13 protein-coding genes are annotated in these 15,607 nt (G+C 67.4%); 2 read left to right on the top strand and 11 right to left on the bottom strand.

Going from position 1 to position 15,607, the window contains the following annotated elements; translation table 11 throughout:
* Window positions 1-644: 644 nt before the first annotated feature.
* Together J7E88_RS34980 and J7E88_RS34975 are read right to left on the bottom strand one after the other, a co-directional pair.
* Complete coding sequence (locus J7E88_RS34980; protein ID WP_285427658.1) at window positions 645-1,235, bottom strand: hypothetical protein; 591 nt, start codon at window positions 1,233-1,235, stop codon at window positions 645-647.
* Window positions 1,126-1,911 (bottom strand): MFS transporter, encoded by a 786-nt coding sequence (locus J7E88_RS34975; protein WP_215187536.1) that lies wholly within the window; start codon window positions 1,909-1,911, stop codon window positions 1,126-1,128. The genes J7E88_RS34980 and J7E88_RS34975 overlap by 110 nt, the downstream gene beginning before the upstream one ends.
* Between J7E88_RS34975 and J7E88_RS37595 the strand changes: the two genes are divergently transcribed.
* Together J7E88_RS37595 and J7E88_RS34965 are read left to right on the top strand one after the other, a co-directional pair.
* A complete protein-coding gene (locus J7E88_RS37595) occupies window positions 1,905-2,345 on the top strand; it encodes a transposase (RefSeq protein ID WP_215187535.1) in 441 nt (146 codons plus the stop codon). The genes J7E88_RS34975 and J7E88_RS37595 overlap by 7 nt on opposite strands.
* Before the next feature lie 166 nt (window positions 2,346-2,511).
* The gene (locus tag J7E88_RS34965; protein ID WP_215187534.1) at window positions 2,512-3,291 is read left to right on the top strand and encodes an aminotransferase class IV family protein; all 780 of its coding nucleotides are present in this window, start codon (window positions 2,512-2,514) and stop codon (window positions 3,289-3,291) included.
* Window positions 3,292-3,532: 241 nt separating this feature from the next.
* On the opposite strand, the gene J7E88_RS34960 is transcribed toward J7E88_RS34965, so the two are convergent.
* The 9 genes from J7E88_RS34960 to J7E88_RS34920 all read right to left on the bottom strand — a co-directional run bounded on the left by J7E88_RS34960 (window position 3,533) and on the right by J7E88_RS34920 (window position 15,582).
* Window positions 3,533-5,032: an MFS transporter gene (locus tag J7E88_RS34960; protein WP_215187533.1), complete on the bottom strand. Its 1,500-nt coding sequence runs from the start codon at window positions 5,030-5,032 to the stop codon at window positions 3,533-3,535.
* Between the two features lie 152 nt (window positions 5,033-5,184).
* Window positions 5,185-6,303 carry an HAD family hydrolase gene (locus J7E88_RS34955; RefSeq protein WP_215187532.1) on the bottom strand — a complete coding sequence of 373 codons (1,119 nt, stop codon included), beginning with the start codon at window positions 6,301-6,303 and terminating at the stop codon, window positions 5,185-5,187.
* A gap of 10 nt (window positions 6,304-6,313) precedes the next feature.
* Window positions 6,314-7,222 (bottom strand): 3-oxoacyl-ACP synthase, encoded by a 909-nt coding sequence (locus tag J7E88_RS34950; RefSeq protein ID WP_308307739.1) that lies wholly within the window; start codon window positions 7,220-7,222, stop codon window positions 6,314-6,316.
* A gap of 50 nt (window positions 7,223-7,272) precedes the next feature.
* The gene (locus J7E88_RS34945) at window positions 7,273-8,373 is read right to left on the bottom strand and encodes an acyl-CoA dehydrogenase family protein (RefSeq protein WP_215187530.1); all 1,101 of its coding nucleotides are present in this window, start codon (window positions 8,371-8,373) and stop codon (window positions 7,273-7,275) included.
* Window positions 8,366-8,641: an acyl carrier protein gene (locus J7E88_RS34940; RefSeq protein WP_215187529.1), complete on the bottom strand. Its 276-nt coding sequence runs from the start codon at window positions 8,639-8,641 to the stop codon at window positions 8,366-8,368. The genes J7E88_RS34945 and J7E88_RS34940 overlap by 8 nt, the downstream gene beginning before the upstream one ends.
* Complete coding sequence (locus J7E88_RS34935; protein WP_215187528.1) at window positions 8,634-9,359, bottom strand: O-methyltransferase; 726 nt, start codon at window positions 9,357-9,359, stop codon at window positions 8,634-8,636. The genes J7E88_RS34940 and J7E88_RS34935 overlap by 8 nt, the downstream gene beginning before the upstream one ends.
* On the bottom strand, window positions 9,359-10,219 hold the full coding sequence (locus J7E88_RS34930) for a 3-hydroxyacyl-CoA dehydrogenase family protein (RefSeq protein ID WP_215187527.1): 861 nt from the start codon (window positions 10,217-10,219) through the stop codon (window positions 9,359-9,361). The genes J7E88_RS34935 and J7E88_RS34930 overlap by 1 nt, the downstream gene beginning before the upstream one ends.
* A 43-nt stretch (window positions 10,220-10,262) precedes the next feature.
* On the bottom strand, window positions 10,263-11,069 hold the full coding sequence (locus J7E88_RS34925) for an arylamine N-acetyltransferase (RefSeq protein WP_215187526.1): 807 nt from the start codon (window positions 11,067-11,069) through the stop codon (window positions 10,263-10,265).
* Window positions 11,062-15,582: a type I polyketide synthase gene (locus J7E88_RS34920; RefSeq protein ID WP_215187525.1), complete on the bottom strand. Its 4,521-nt coding sequence runs from the start codon at window positions 15,580-15,582 to the stop codon at window positions 11,062-11,064. The genes J7E88_RS34925 and J7E88_RS34920 overlap by 8 nt, the downstream gene beginning before the upstream one ends.
* Window positions 15,583-15,607: the final 25 nt, after the last annotated feature.

Raw genomic sequence — 15,607 nt, 5'->3', positions numbered from 1 at the left:
ACGTTCACGTGTACGCCGACAGCTGGCTACGCCGCTGTCGGCGGTGACGCGCAGGCCGCCGGACGGGTCCGATGCCAGGTGCAGGACGGCAGCCCGACTGCCGTGCGCCCCGCGATCGGATCCCAGATGGTCCCGGTACCACCGGCCCACCAGGCCCGATGACCGGCTTCGACGTCGAGGGCGTCAACCGCTCGGCAGACCGTCGGGGGCGGTGCGGACCTGGATGTTGCCGCCGTGTCGCTTGTGCTTGCCGCTCGACCACAGGTCCACGCGCGGACCGTCCCACCGCCGCAGCGGTCGAGATACCCGGACAGACCTCCCCGGATAAGAACGATCACTTTCCCTCTACCCCTGCTGCGATTACACACCGGCCGTCTTGGCGATGACGGGCTTCGCCATCCGTGGCTGGCTCACCCCAACCGACATGCCTCATACGCGGTTCGTGTTCCTCGGTGCAGAGTTTCAGCCTCGGGCTTCCTTCCCACACCGCCTCAAGACGACGCAGTTGCCTCCGGCTCGGAGTTGGCACTACCTCTTCCTCCAGAGGACTCACACCCACCCCCAAGCAATCGCCCATGCCGGGCGTACCACAAGGAAGAACCCCGGTCCCACCAGGACCGGGGTTCTTCCTTGTGCGGGTCCGCCTACCCCACCACTACCGGAGTGCCTGCCTCAGCGTCGCCGTGCGTCTCCTGCTGCCCACGGCTGCTGGTCCACAGCACGACGGCGAGCACCAGGCCGGTCACCGCCAGCCCCACACCGCCGACTAGCGCGAGGGCGTGCCCTGAGGTGCTCGCCTCAGTCAGGTTCGCTCCGCCGGTCAGCTCTGTGGCGGTGCGTTTGCCCGCGAGGGTGCTCAGCAGCGCGACACCGATCGCAGCACCAATCTGCAGCGTCGTGTTGTTCAGTCCTGAGACGGCACCGGCCATATGTCCCTCGACGCCGGCAGTGCAGGCGACCGACGCGCGAACCACCGCAATGCCACAGCAGAACGCCCACAGCATGCCGGGCAGCACGAACGACATCGTGATGCCGGCGTGTGCATCCAGCACGGCCGACCACCACAGCAGCCCCAAGCCCTGAAGGAAGAACGCGCCGGTCAGCGTCATGGCCGGGGTGATCTTGCTAAGCATCCACCCCGCGACGTTGGCGCCGATGAACATCGCGAGCGAGATCGGTGCGGTCAGCAGGGCCGCTTTGGCGGGGGAGAAGCCCCGGTCCAACTGCAGGTGCAGCGTCAGGATGAAGAAGACACCGAACAGCAGCGGTGCCCAGCAACAGGTTGGCGGCATTGCCGAGGACCACGTTGCGCATGGCGAACACCTGCCGGGGAATCAGCGGGACAGCAGCCTTGACCTGACGGACGACGAACGCAATCAACAGCACGACCGCGGCGACCGCGCCGGGCACGGCACGCCCAGTCCAGCCCTCGTTGCTCCAGGTCAGTACCGCGTAGAACAGCAGGCACAGGCCGCCGGTACCCGTCACTGCGCCCCAGACATCCATACCGCCGCTGCTGACCGGCCCGCCCGACGGCAGGATCCGGATGCCGAACGCGAGCACCAGGGCGATGATCGGGACGAACACCAGGAACGCTGCCTGCCAGGCGAGCGCGGTCAGCAGGCCGCCCAAGACGGTTCCGGCGGCGCCGGCGATGCCACCCATGCCGCCGAGAATGGCCAGGGCCTTATGGCGATCCGGACCCGATTCGAAGGTGTCCAGTACCAGCGCCAGAGTCGCGGGTATCACGATGGCGCCACCCAGCCCCTGAGCCGCGCGGGCGGCGACGATCTGCCACGGTTCGGTGGACAGGCCAGGGTCGCGAGCAGGACCAGGACCAGCCCGCCGGCCGTCATCTGGCGACGCCCCAAGATGCCAAATGGCTGGTCTTCGCGATCCTCGCCTTGGCACAGTTTCTGATGGTTCTGGACACGAGCATCGTGTTCGTGGCCCCCTCCACCCAGCCCGACCCGGCCAGCAGGACGGCGGCCTTGTTGCTGATGCAGATGGCCGGGATCAACGCCTCGACCGGCTGGATGGCCGCCGCCCGCGGCATGCGTGGCCTGCTGCGGGCGGCGCCCGCGCTGCACGTCGATGAGACCCCGGCTCGCGCGGCGGGGAGCCTGGCGTATGTGCACGTCGCCTGCACCCGCTACCTGGCGTATGTGCACGTCGCCTGCACCCGCTACCTGACCTTGATGCACACCGGTGACCGGTCCAAGGCAACGATCGACGCGGGCGGGGACTTGGGCCGACCGGGCAATTCGCTTCACCGACTGCGATCAAGAAGAACATTGCTGAACCTGGCGGCGCCACGAAAGGCCATCCCGACCCCCTCGCCCTAACCATTTAAATCTTTTTTGTACGCACAACAAAAGCCGGAGATCAGTTGCTCACGTAACCTCACCTCATGTTCTGCTGCGAGCACGCAAGTAGCTTATTCGTGGTTGAATGTGAAGAATGGCGGTACGATTATCGGTCTACGGACTTCTTCGAATACTTGAGGACGCGATGGAACTGAATGGCGCTCCGGCCAGTCCGGATCAGATGAGAGTGCTCGCCCTAACTAACTACGGGCATTTCACGACGATGCTGGTAAAGAACTTCGTCGTGCGGGGCCTTTCCCTGCACCTGGAGCGTTTGACGAGGGACTGCCGGCAACTGTTCGACGTCGAACTCGACACCGACGCTGTTCGTCACCATATGCGGCACGCATTGGCCGCGGATCCGGGGCCGATCATGGTTCGGGTCACGGTCTACGACCCGGCTCTCGACCTCGGGACCATGGGCTCGGACGCGGAGCCGAGCATCCTGGTGACCACTCGGCCGGTCGCGCCCGGCGTCTCGGCGCCCCTGAGACTTCAGGCCGCGCGGTACCAGCGCGAGATTCCGACGGTCAAACACGTCAGCGTCTTCGGCGCGCTCATGCACCGCCGTCGCGCACAGCGGGCCGGCTTCGACGACGTACTGTTCACCAACGACGACGGAATGATCAGTGAGGCTTCGACGTCGAACATCGGCTTCGTGAAGCAGGGGCGGGTGATATGGCCGCAGGCCGAATGGCTACCGGGCGTGACCATGGCGTTGATCAACCAGGAACTCGACCAGTTGACCGTGACGGAGCCCGTCAACGTGTCCGACCTACCGGATATGGAGGCCACGTTCGTCACCAACGCAGGCATCGGCGTTCGGGCAGTGTTGTCCGTCGACCGCACCGAATGGCGCACCGACCACAAGGTCCTGGACAAGGTGCGAAAGCTGTACGAGGAAACCCCCTACGAGTCTTTGTAAGACGCCGCTGTTCAATCGAACACGCGATTGAGGCTGCGCCAGCAGGTGAGTCGAGCACCCATCAATAGCCACGCGTCCGCGCCCTGGCCTCGGCCGCCGACCGAGGCCAGGATCGCGCGTGATCTCCACACAGGACGACGTCTCGCGGGCCGCAGACGGCTCCCGCGGGAGACGATCCACTGCGCCCTGCAGATCATCGACCGCATCCGCCTAGTGACCTGCTCCAGTTCTCCGGACCAGGTCACTGGGCGGGTTGGATGCCCTCGGCAGCAACCGGTTCGGCAGGCTGGGAGTCGGCCGGGGGTTGCTGCCCTCGGATGCTGGCCCGCAGCACCAGGGCCAGCAGCAAGCCGATGGCGGCTACGCCGGCACCGCCAGCCAGCGCCCAGGCATGGCCGGCGTTGCTGGCCTCCGCCATGCTGGCACCGTCGGCCAGCGCCGTGTCGAACCGGTGCTGGCTTAGTGTGCTCAGGAGTGCGACACCGATCGCGCCGCCGATCTGCAGGGTGGTGTTGTTCAAACCGGATGCCGCGCCGGCCACGTCCCCCTCAACCCCGGCGGTACAGATAATGACCGCAGGCACGATCGCCAGTCCCATCCCGAAGGTGTACAGCATGCCAGGCAGGATGAAGGACAGCACGATGTTGGCGTGCACGTCGAGCACCCCGACCCACCACACCAGAGCGACCGCTTGGACCGAGAACGCGAGGACCAGCACAGTGACCGGGGCCATCCGGGCGAACAACCGGACCACGATGTTGGCGCCGGCGAACAGCCCCAGGCAGATCGGGGTGGTCAGCAGGGCCGCCTCGACGGGCGAGTAGCCGCGCTCGGCCTGCAGGTGCAGAGTCAGCACGAAGAAGATCCCGACCAGCAGCGTGCCGAGCACCAGGTTGGCCAGGTTGCCGAAGACGACGTTGCGCAGCCCGAACAACTGGCGAGGAATCAGCGGCACGGCGGCCCGAAGCTGCCGCAGGACGAACGCCGCAAGCAGCACCACCGCAGCGGCGAGGGCACCCAGCACGGAAGCCGAGGTCCAGCCCTTGTTGCCGCCCTCCAAGAGACCGTACAGCAGCAGGCACAGTCCGCCGGTACCAGTCAGGGAACCCCACACGTCCATGCCACCCGTGGCGGTCGCTGCGCTCGCGGGCACTACCCGAACGCCGAACACGAGCAAGAGGATCATGATCGGGACGTACACCAGGAACGCCGCCTGCCAGGCGATGGCGGTGAGCAGACCACCGAAGACCGTTCCGGTCGCACCGGCGATCCCGCCGAGGCTGGCCAGAATGGCCAGAGCCTTGTTGCGGTCCGGCCCGGGCTCGAAGATGTCCAGGACCAGCGCCATCGTGGTGGGCAGCACCAACGCGCCGGCCAGGCCCTGTACCGCCCGGGCCGCGACGATCTGCCAGGGCTGCGTCGACAGCCCACAGGCCAGCGACGCGATGCCCATCAGTACCAGGCCGACGGTCAACACCCTGCGCCGGCCGAAGACGTCCGCCGCCCGGCCGCCCAGCATCAGGAAGCCGCCAAAGGAAAGAATGAAGGCGTTCATGACCCACGCGAGCCCGGTCTGGGTGAAGTGCAGGTCGGTTTGGATCGACGGCAGCGCCACGAACACTATGCTGGTATCCAAGGTCATCAGGTACTGGGCGAAGGCCAGCACGCCGAAGACCAGCCACCGCCCCCGTCCTGGCTCGTTCTGCGCGGCCATACTCTGCTTCGCAGTGGTCGACGTCATCCGATTACTCCTGTGTTCTGCCGCGGGGGGGTGAAGATCTCACACCAGGTGTGTTGATTCCGTGATTCCGGGCGCAAATCAAGCCACATGCGGGACATGTGGCAAAAATGCGTGGAGACAGTGGTGATGCGGGGCTCGGGCGAGGCCGCGGTTCACGATTCCGCCCCGGCGATGCCCCAAATGAGGTCGGCAGCCTCGGGCGAACGCAAATCGGTGGTATACACCGTCATCGTGGACGGTGGCTCCTGCTGCGTGGGCGTGAGGTGCAGCCGTTCGACCCCCGGTTCGGACGCCGGCGGGATCTCCTCCAGGCAGTCGCAGTCCTCGGACCGGAAACCGGCGAAGCTGTAGGCGACCTCGGCCATCCGGTTGCGGTCTGTCTTACGGAAGTCGGCGACGAGGTGGACCCCCGCTTTTGCCGCGGCGTCGGCCAGCCAGCGCAGCAGTATTGTGCCCGCGCCGGAGAAGACCACCCGACACGATGTGGCCAGCAGCTTGATATTCCATGCGTGCTCGAACTTCTCGATCAGCAGCAGGCCCACCGCGCCGTACCCACCGAACTTATCGTCAAGCGTAACCACGAGCACCTCGTGGGCCTCATCCGCGAGAAGGGAGCGCAGTGTCTCGTCCGAGTAATGCACGCCCGTGGCGTTCATCTGGCTCGTGCGCAGAGTGAGTTCCTCGACCCGGATGATGTCCTCATCGGTGGCGCGTACGATCCGAAGTACGATGCCGAGCGTGCGCAGGAAGTCCTCGTCGGGACCGGCGAATTCGGACCTCGCGGTTTCCCTGCGGGCCGCCGCCTGGTACATCTGGCGGCGCCGCCGTCCGTCGACGGTCATCACCGTGGGTGTGAACTCGGGCAGCTCCAGCAGCTCAGCTGCGCGCTCGGCCTCGTAGCAGCGCACCTCGGGATGATGGTAGGAGACGTCGGCGCGCTCGGCCGGCATGTCGTCGATGAAGGCGATGGTCCCCAGTGCGAACGAGAGTTCGTCCGCGATCTCTTTGACCATGCCGGACTTGGGCGTCCAGCCGATGCGCGGCACGACGAAGTACTCCGCCACGCCGAGTTCCTCCAGCCGGCTCCACGCGTAGTCGAAGTCGTTGCGGCTGGAGACCGATTGCAGGATGCCGCGCTCATCGAGTCCGACGATCACCTTGCGGACGGCGTCGCTCAAGGCGACCTTGTCCTGCTCGGCGAGCGTCCCCTGCCAGAGTGTGTTGTCGAGGTCCCAGATCAGGCATTTGACCAGCGTCGGATCGTTCTCCATCAGATGACTCCTAGATCTCCCACAGCGTGACGATCCACGCCGCCACGGGGCTGTTGTTGAGCACCAGCACGAAATCCCCGCGGCTCAGGCCCCCCATGGACACGACCCGCTGGAGGTTGAGCACGACATCCATAGCCCCGAGGTGCCCGGCGTCGGCGAGGTGTGCCCGGCAGAACCGGTGGATCGGCAGCTCGAGGGTCTGCTCGTAGAACTGGAAGGCGCTTTCGGTGACGTTCTGCATCAACGTCGCGGAGACCTCCGCCTTCGTAATCCCGGCGTCTTTGAGCACGCCGTCGACCAGCGCACTCAACCGGACCCTGCTGTGCATGGCCAACTCGAAGCTGTACCGGTCGCGTGAGCGGCACTCCTCGCGCCATTCCGGCATCGGGCCGCTCTTGTAGTCGACATAGAACAGGTCGTGGAAGGCGCCATCGGTCTCCTGCCGGTGGGCGCGCAGCACCGGCCGACCGCCGCGCACGACCGTCATGGCGTAGGCGCCATCGCCGATCACCGTGACCGGATAGCGGATCCGGAAATCGCCGGTCGGCAGGCTGGCGAAGGTGATCAGCACGCTCTCGCGGCTCGGGTCCGCGATCAGCAGATCTCGGGCGAGGGCCCAGGCCGCGGACGAGCCCGCGCATCCGAGACCGTCCACGGCGAAGGCGAAGGCGCTCTTTACTTCGCCGTGCGCCTGGGCCTTGCAGACGTCGGACCCGATCAGCACATCCGGCGCGCGCGGCCCAACCATGATCATCACATCGGGGTTCCCCCCGTACTCCTCAAGCAGCGTCTTGCAGGCCCGACCGGCCAGCGAGCCGACGTCGCCGTCCTCGAACACGCCGACCGTGCGCACGCCGGAGGTCTCCAGGAACTCGCGCTCCATCGACCCGAGCTCAGACACTTCGGGCAGTTCGGTCACGGCAACCCGCCTCTGCGGCAACAGGCACGTGATCGCTCCGATACCGATCGTCATCGGCCCACTCCCATCACCCGATCGGCGAGAATCATCTGGCTGACCTCGCTACTACCTTCGATAATCTCCATGAGCTTGGCGTCCCGGTAAGCGCGGGCGACGACGTGCCCATCCTGCGCTCCCGCGGAGGCCAACACCTGAACCGCCGTCGCGGCGCCCTGGGCCGCCGCCCGGGAGGCGACGAGCTTGGCGAGTACGGCTGCCGTGAACTGGTCGGGTGAGCCCTCGTCCCAACAGTCGCTGGCACGCTCGCAGGCCAGAGTCGCGGTGCGCTCCGCAACGTACAGTTCCGCCAGATGACGGGCGACGAGCTGGTGCTTGGCGATCGGCACGCCGAACTGCCGCCGGTCGCGTGCGTGCGCCGTCGCCGCGGCCAAGCAGGCGCGCAGGATTCCGACGCAGCCCCAAGCGACCGAGAGACGGCCGCAGGTCAGCGCGATCGTGGTGAGCATGGCCAGGGACTGCCCGGCGGCGCCTAGCAGGTTCGTGCGCGGAACGCGTACCGCGTCGAGCGTCACCGTCGCATGCCCGGCGGCACGACAGCCCATCGGCGACCGCGCCGGGTCGCGCCGGACGCCCGGGCTGGTCGCCGGAATGATAACGGCCGCGCCACCGTCGCCGTAGCGGCCGAACACGACGAGCAGATCCGCGTACACGGAGGCCGTGATCCAGGTCTTGACGCCGTCGACGACGAGGGTGTCCCCGTCCTCGCGGATCAGGGTGGACATCGCCGACAGATCGCTTCCGGCGTCCGGTTCGCTGAACGCGACGGCGACGAGCTCGCCACCGGTAAGGCGGGACAGGTAGTGCTCGCGCTGGGTACGGTCGCCGAGCCGCGAGATGGTCCAGGCGCCCATCTGCTGAGAGGTCATGACACTGCGAAGCGAGCTGCACAGGGAGCCGACATGGGCCGTCAGCTCCCCGCACTCCCTGCCGGTCAGGCCGAGCCCGCCGAACTGCGTCCCGATCTCGGGGCACAGCAGGCCCTTGCCGGCGAGCCCGCGCAGCAGGTCCAAGGGGATCTCGCCGGCCAGGTCCCAGCGCCCTGCGGCGTCACCGACCGCCTCGGTCACGATCGCGGGCAGATCCTCACGCATCGGCGGCGTTCCTCAGCCGCAGCACCAAGTCGGTCATCGCGCGCACGGTGCGGAAGTTGGCCAGAGCGAGGTCCTCGCGCTCGACGGCGACGTCGAAGGCTTTCTCCACGTAGACGACGAGCTCCATCGCGAACAACGAGGAGAGCACTCCGGAGTCGAACAGGTCCTGCCCGACCTCCCACTCGAGCTTGGTCCGCTCGACGAGGAAATCGAGCAGCCGCTGTTCGATCATTGCGGTCGTCAGTTGCTCGGAGGTCGATTCAGGCATGACGCATTCCTTTTTCTGGTGATGATCCGTCGGGGGACGAGCGCTGCGGGTCCGGCGCGAGCTTGCGCGCCAGGGTGATGCCGTCGGCCATCGGGATGAGGGACAGCTCGACGCGATCGTCGTCGCGCAGCGCGACGTTGAGCTTCTTGATGGCAAGCGTGTCGAGATCCTGCGCGGCGGGATCCACGACCCGGCCGAAGAACAGGGTGTTGTCGAGGACGATCAGGCCGCCCGGCCGTACGAGGTTCAGCGCGCGCTCGAAGTAGTCGAGATATCCGGACTTGTCCGCGTCGATGAAGATCAGATCGAAGCTGTCGGGGCCCTGCTCGGCGAGGAGCGCGTCGAGCACCTTAGTGGCCGTGTCGAGCCGCAGTTCGATCCGGTCCGCGACGCCCGCGCGCTCCCAGTACCGCTGGGCGATGCGCGTCCAACGCTCGCTGATGTCGCAGGTCACCAGACGGCCGCCCGACGGCAGGGCGCGTGCCATGCACAACGCGCCGTAGCCGGTAAACGTGCCGAGCTCCAGCACATTGCGCGCACCCACGAGGCTGGTCAGGAGGCCCAGCAGCTGGCCTTCCTCGGGCATCGTGACCATCGCGGCGAGGGCGCTCATGCCGGCGGTCTCTGCCGCCAGATCGCGCAGAACCTCGTCGTCGCGCAGGGAGACATCGCGCACGTACTGCTGGAGTGCGTCGCTCACTTCGACCTGGCCCGCCATCAGAACCGCGCATATTCGTAGAAGCCGCGGCCGGTCTTGCGACCGAATTCGCCCTCGGCGACCTTCCGCAGCAGCAGTGGCGAGGGGCTGCATCCCACGTCGCCGGTCCGCTCGTGCAGCACGCGCAGCGAGTCGACCAGGTTGTCGATCCCGATGAGGTCGGCCGTGCGCAACGGGCCGCTCGGGTGACCGAGGCAGCCCTCCATGAGCGCGTCCACGTCCTCGACCGACGCGCGTCCCTGTTCGACGAGGTCGGCCGCGGCGTTGATCATGCGGTGGAGCAGCATGCTGGTCACAAAGCCGGGTCCGTCTTCCACGACGATCGGTCTGCGCCCGAGCCGCTCGACCAGGGCCTTGACGGCGGCCAGCGCCGCGTCGCCGGTCTGCGGGCCGCGAATCACCTCGACCGTCCTGATCAGCGACGGCGGGTTCATGAAGTGGACGCCGACGAGGTCCTCAGGGTGGGGTAGAGCCGCGGCGAGCTCGGCGACCGGGATCGACGAGGTGTTCGTGATCCGAGGTGTACCGGGAGCGACCGCCGCCGCTATCTCGGCGTGCAGCTTGGCTTTCGTCTCGAAGTCCTCGGTGACGGCCTCGATGACGGCGATCGCGCCCTCGACGCCGTCCGGCGATTCCGAGGTGGTCAGCTCGCCGGTCGGCACGTCCGGCAGCGCGCCCATCAGCTGGGCCTGCCTGAGGTGTCCGCGGATCTCACCTGACGCGGCGGCGACCTTGTCAGGATCCACGTCCACCAGCAGAACCGGGACACCGTGCCCGAGCGCGAGCGCGGTGATGCCGACGCCCATGACACCGGCCCCGAAGACGGCGATATGGTCGCCGCCCGCTCCAGTCATGTTCATGCGATCCTTCTGTGCTAGATGGCTGACAACGGTGTTTCACCGCTCACGGATGGAATTCCTTTATCCGCTCCGCGCGTTCTTCGTCGGTCAGTTCGGGATCGAGAATCAGGTCGGTGAGCTTCTCGTACTCGCCCTGGTCGATCACCATGCGGCTCACCTCTCGGCCGACTTCGTGCTTCATGAGGCGACGGCCGGTCATCAGGACGGTCGAATTGCCGACCACCCTGCTGAGGATCCGGAGATTCGCCGCCGGCCATTCGTTCAGCTGCGCGGCGATTTCGCCGATGCTGGCGGCGAAATCGGCTTGCGAACGCACCACCGCCTTGAACCGGTAGAGCCCCGACCAACCTTTCACCGGGGAAAGCCGTTCGAGCACCCACCACTCGCCGTCGGGCACCATGCGGAACTCGAAGCCGTCCTGCCGCTGCACCTCGCTGGTGATTTTGAGCGGCCCGAATGAGGTCGGTTCGCTGTAGCCGACGTCAGCGATCCAATGCTCGCCGTCCAGGTCCACCAGCACGGCCAAGTGCTCGATCTCGGGCCCGAACCGGCCACTCGGCAGTCGCGTGCTCGCCGCCAGCCGGTGCGCCGTGAAGCCGAGCTGTTCGAGCAGTTGACGGAACGATTCGTTCAGCTCGTAGCAGCTTCCACCGGCCTGGCTGACGATCGAACGCTGAAAAGCCTGCTCTACGTCGAATTCCGCACCGGTCAGGAAATCGGCGTCGTGGGGCTGAGTGTGGTACGGCACGGCCCGGACATGGCTCTCATGCAGGCCTCGAAGCGTTCGCAGGCTGGGATCGAGCGGTCCCTCGTAGCCGATGGCGGCGAGGTACTGATCAACGTCAAGCATGGGTGTTCTCTTTTCTCATCAGTTCCACCAGTCGCTCGGCGACCATGAATGGGGTCGGGTGGTCGAACACCAGGGTCGCGGGCAGGGAGGTCCCGGTCAGCCTGGTCAGCCGGTTACGGAGCTCGACCGCCGTGAGCGAATCGAATCCGATGTCGAGCAGCGGACTGTCGATGGAGACCAGGTCCCGCCCGGCCGTGCCGAGGATGAGGGCCGCTTCGGAGCTGACCAGCCCCGCCAGGTGCTGCACCTGGTCTTGCGGCGCCATCGCGGCCAGCGTCGCCTGCAGCGCTCCCACATTGCCGACGGCGGCAGCGGTGCGGCGCCGTGGTCCGGCCAGCATGCGCGCCAGCGGCCACGCCCACGGCGCCCCGGGGACGGGTCCGTCGTGACGGCGCAGGACGGCCATGTCCAGCACCATCGGGACGAGCGCCGGACGTCCGCCGTCGAGCGCCGCGTCGAGCAGCGCCATCCCCTCGGTGGTTTCGAGCGCACCCAACCCGGCCCGGCCGATCCGCTCGATGTCGCCCTGGTCCTTGGACCCGGTCATCGTGGTGGCCTCAGCCCAGTAGCCCCAGGCGAGGGACACCGCGGCCTCACCGGCGGCCCGCCGTCGGGCGGCGAGAACATCGAGATAGCTGTTCGCGGCCGCGTAGTTCGCCTGGCCCGGGGTGCCCAACACCCCAGCACCGGAGGAAAATACCACGAACGCCGCTAGCCCGAGCCCACGCGTCAGCTCGTCCAGATGCGTGGCCGCATCCGCCTTCGGACGCAGCACCGTCTCCAGCCGCTCCGGAGTGAGCCCACCCAAAACCGCGTCATCCAGCACGCCGGCAGTGTGAATCACCCCGCTAAGCGGTACCGGTGCCTCGGCGAGCAGAGCCTGAGTCTGAGCCCGGTCCGCGACATCACAAGCCACGATCCGCACATCCGCTCCAGCCGCCTCCAACTCCGCACGCAACCGCGCAGCCCCTTCAGCAGCCGGACCCTGCCGCGACGCCAGAACCAGACTCCGAACCCCATGCGCGGCAACCAGATGCCGCGCCACGAGCCCACCCAAGGTCCCGGTACCACCGGTCACCACCACACAACCCGCACCCAGACCCCCGGCCCGTCTGAGGCCATCGACGTGTTCGGCCCGGGTGAGCCTGGGAGCCTCGACCTGCCCTTCCCGGAGCCGGATCTGCCACTTGTCCGCCGCCGCGGCCCGGCCGAGCAACCCCACCAAGCCCGTGAGTTCAGTGCCAGGGTCCGGGTCGGCGAGGTCGACCAGCAGGATCCGGCCGGGGTTCTCCGACTGGGCCGAACGCACCAGTCCGGCGACCGCACCCGCCACTGGATCATTGCCCGCATCCCGGACGATCACAGCCAGCCGAGCCTCACGACAGGCCGGCTCGGTCGTGAACGCCTGCAAGACCTCCAGCACCCGCGCCAGAACCACCCGCACCCGCGCCAGCTCACCCTCGGCAGAGTCAGTGATCAACGGCTCCGCGTCGAGGATCAACCACTCGGGCACGTCCTCGCCCAGCGCTTCCAGGTCCGCCATGTCGCCGATCACGACACGGCCCGGATGACCGGCGGCGGCCGTGCCGCCGTCGGCATGAACGGTCCCGATGAGGGCGGGCGTCCATTCGACGGCCAACATCATCGCTACGGCGCTTCTCGCAGAGGAGGCGGTGAGCTCCGACGGCATGATAGGGCGTGAGCTCAGGGCGCCGAAGGTCAGAACCGGGTCACCGGCGTGGTCGGTCAGGTCCATCCTCAGCCCGTCGGGGCCCTGGGCCGCGTGGATCCGGAGGGTGGTGGCGTCGGTGGCGTGGAGGACGACGCGGTTCCACGCGAACGGGACCATCACGCCACCGGTGTCACTGGGCGGTGCGGTGGCCATGGACAGGTGCAGGGCGGCGTCCAAGAGGGCGGGGTGGATCCCGTACCCGGCCACGTCGGTTCCGGTGCCTTCGGGGAAGTGCACTTCCCCGAACATCTCCCCTTCTCGGGTCCAGGCTGCGGTCAGGCCGCGGAACGATGGCCCGTAGGTGTATCCGTGTTCGAACAGCCGGTCGTAGAAGCCATCCAAGGGCACCGGTTCGGCGCCCGGTGGCGGCCAGGCCCCCACATCAGCACCGTCATGGACAACCGCAGCAGCGACGGGAGCAAGGAAACCGTCAGCATTCCGCTCCCACCCCTCTCCACCCGAAGGACGCGAGCGGACCGTCACCGGCCGTACCCCAGCCTCGTCGGCCTCCCCGACATGAACCTGAACGTCGACCACGCCCGAGGCCGGGACCCGCAACGGCGCCTGGATCACGAGCTCATCCAGGACCGGGCAATCCACCAGGTCACCGGCCGCGATCGCGAACTCGACCAGACCAGCACCCGGAACCACGACAGTGTCGGTAATCGCATGATCAGCCAGCCACGGATGCGCCTCCAACGACAGCCTCCCCGCCAGCATCACCCCACCGGGAACATCGACCACCACGTCCAACAGGGCATGACCCGACGAACCCGCCCCCGCCAAACCGACCAGCGACCGGCCATGCACACTCGGAGCCAGCCAATAGCGATCCCGCTGGAACGGATACGTCGGCAACGCAATGAACCGTCCCGGGGACCCCGCGCCTCCCGGAATAGCAGCGGCGAGCTCGGCCACGGAGACGGGACCACCCGCCACCCACACATCGACCATCGACTGGACGAACCTGGCCGGCTCATCCTCATCACGCCGCAACGTCCCGGCCACGACAGCATCCACAACGCCGGCCCGCTCCAGCACGGCCTCGATGCCCATCGTCAACACCGGATGCGAACTCACCTCGATGAACACCCGATGTCCCTCGTCCGCCAGACGCTCCACCGCCTCGGCGAACCGCACCCGAGAACGCAGATTCCGCACCCAGTAACCCGCGTCCAGCTCCCCGACAGCCCAGTCCACCTCCACCGTCGACATCAACCTCACCGGCGGATCGAAGCCCTCACCCTGATGCGCATCACCGACCCCGGCCAAGGCGGCGACCGCAGCAGCGGTCAACTCGCCTTCAGCCGCTTCAACGTGCACCGAGTGCGACGCGTAGTCAACGGGCAGCAGCGAGGATCGCGCCCCGTCCGCCTCGCACTCCTTACGCACCGCCGCGATCTCATCTCCAGTACCGGCCAGGACCACCGACGCCGGACCGTTCACTGCGGCGATCTCCACCGCCCGTTCACCGATCAGCTTTCGGGCCTGCTCCTCACCCACCGCAACCGACAACATCGCGCCCCGTCCTGACAGATGCGCCGCGATCACCTGGCTACGGGCCACCACCAACCGCATTCCCTGAGCCAGCGTCAACTTCCCTGCAACGACCGCCGCAGCGATCTCGCCTTGGGAATGGCCCACCACCGCGTCCGGAACGACACCGCGCGCTCGCCACATCGACGCCAGCGACACCATCACCGCGAACGACACCGGCTGGACCACATCCACCCGATCCAGCGACGGAGCACCCTCTACGCCATCGACCACATCCCGCAGCGACCAATTCAGAAGCCGATCACACTCATCCATCCGCGACGCGAAGACAGCATCAGACGCCCATAGGCCCCGACCCATCCCCACCCACTGCGCCCCCTGACCCGGGAACACCAACGCCACTCGCCCCGCCGAACGGGCAGCCTGCTCCCCGCCCGAAGAACCAGCCAGCGCACGGAGCTTCGCCACAGCCTCATCCCGGCTCGCGGCCACCACTCCGGCTCGGAACTCCCACACCGAGCGAGACATCAACAACGCACGGCCCACATCAGCCAAGCCCGACACAGGCTGCTGTTCCAAGAAGTCAGCCAACTGCCCCGCCGCCGCCCGCAATCCCTCCGGCGACCGCGCCGACACCACCACCGGCACCACACCCGGCATATCCGAGACCGGCACAGGCTCGCCCGAGTCAGGGACGGCGCTGGCCGGGATGTCGGGAGTGTCCGGGGCTTGTTCGAGGATGACGTGGGCGTTGGTACCGCTGAACCCGAACGAGGAGACCCCCGCCCGGCGCGGACGGCCGGTCACGGGCCAGTCCCGCTCCTCGGTCAGGATCCGCACATCCCCGACCGACCAATCCACCTTCGACGAAGGCGTCTCAGCATGCAGAGTCCGGGGCAGGACCCCGTGCCGCATCGCCAGAATCATCTTGGCGATCCCGATCACACCTGCTGCGGCTTGGGCGTGTCCGATGTTCGACTTCGCCGACCCCAACCACAACGGCTCACCCTGCTCACCACGATCGCCGTACACCGCAAGCAGCGCCTGCGCCTCGATCGGATCACCCAGAGTAGTCCCGGTGCCATGCGCTTCCACCGCGTCGACCTCAGCCGGAGCAAGTCCGGCGCTCGCCAACGCCTGACGGATCACCCGCTGCTGCGACGGACCATTCGGAGCCGTCAACCCGTTGGACGCGCCGTCCTGGTTCACCGCACTGCCCCGGACCACCGCCAGGACCTCATGCCCGAGCCGCCGCGCATCCGACAGACGCTCCAACACGAGCATCCCCGCGCCCTCGCCCCAGCCCACA

The sequence above is a fragment of the Streptomyces sp. ISL-10 genome, from assembly GCF_018614575.1.
GTDB lineage: Bacteria > Actinomycetota > Actinomycetes > Streptomycetales > Streptomycetaceae > Streptomyces.
This window is presented reverse-complemented; position numbering and strand designations above follow the sequence as displayed.

Bases quoted from the DNA above. Each gene is read 5' to 3' on its own strand.
- J7E88_RS34935 (WP_215187528.1), bottom strand. From the start codon at position 9,359: ATGGCGGGCCAGGTCGAAGTGAGCGACGCACTCCAGCAGTACGTGCGC.
- J7E88_RS34955 (WP_215187532.1), bottom strand. From the start codon at position 6,303: ATGGAGAACGATCCGACGCTGGTCAAATGCCTGATCTGGGACCTCGAC.
- J7E88_RS34925 (WP_215187526.1), bottom strand. From the start codon at position 11,069: ATGCTTGACGTTGATCAGTACCTCGCCGCCATCGGCTACGAGGGACCG.
- J7E88_RS34930 (WP_215187527.1), bottom strand. From the start codon at position 10,219: ATGAACATGACTGGAGCGGGCGGCGACCATATCGCCGTCTTCGGGGCC.
- J7E88_RS34960 (WP_215187533.1), bottom strand. From the start codon at position 5,032: ATGACGTCGACCACTGCGAAGCAGAGTATGGCCGCGCAGAACGAGCCA.
- J7E88_RS34945 (WP_215187530.1), bottom strand. From the start codon at position 8,373: ATGCGTGAGGATCTGCCCGCGATCGTGACCGAGGCGGTCGGTGACGCC.
- J7E88_RS34965 (WP_215187534.1), top strand. From the start codon at position 2,512: ATGGAACTGAATGGCGCTCCGGCCAGTCCGGATCAGATGAGAGTGCTC.
- J7E88_RS34940 (WP_215187529.1), bottom strand. From the start codon at position 8,641: ATGCCTGAATCGACCTCCGAGCAACTGACGACCGCAATGATCGAACAG.
- J7E88_RS34920 (WP_215187525.1), bottom strand. From the start codon at position 15,582: ATGCTCGTGTTGGAGCGTCTGTCGGATGCGCGGCGGCTCGGGCATGAG.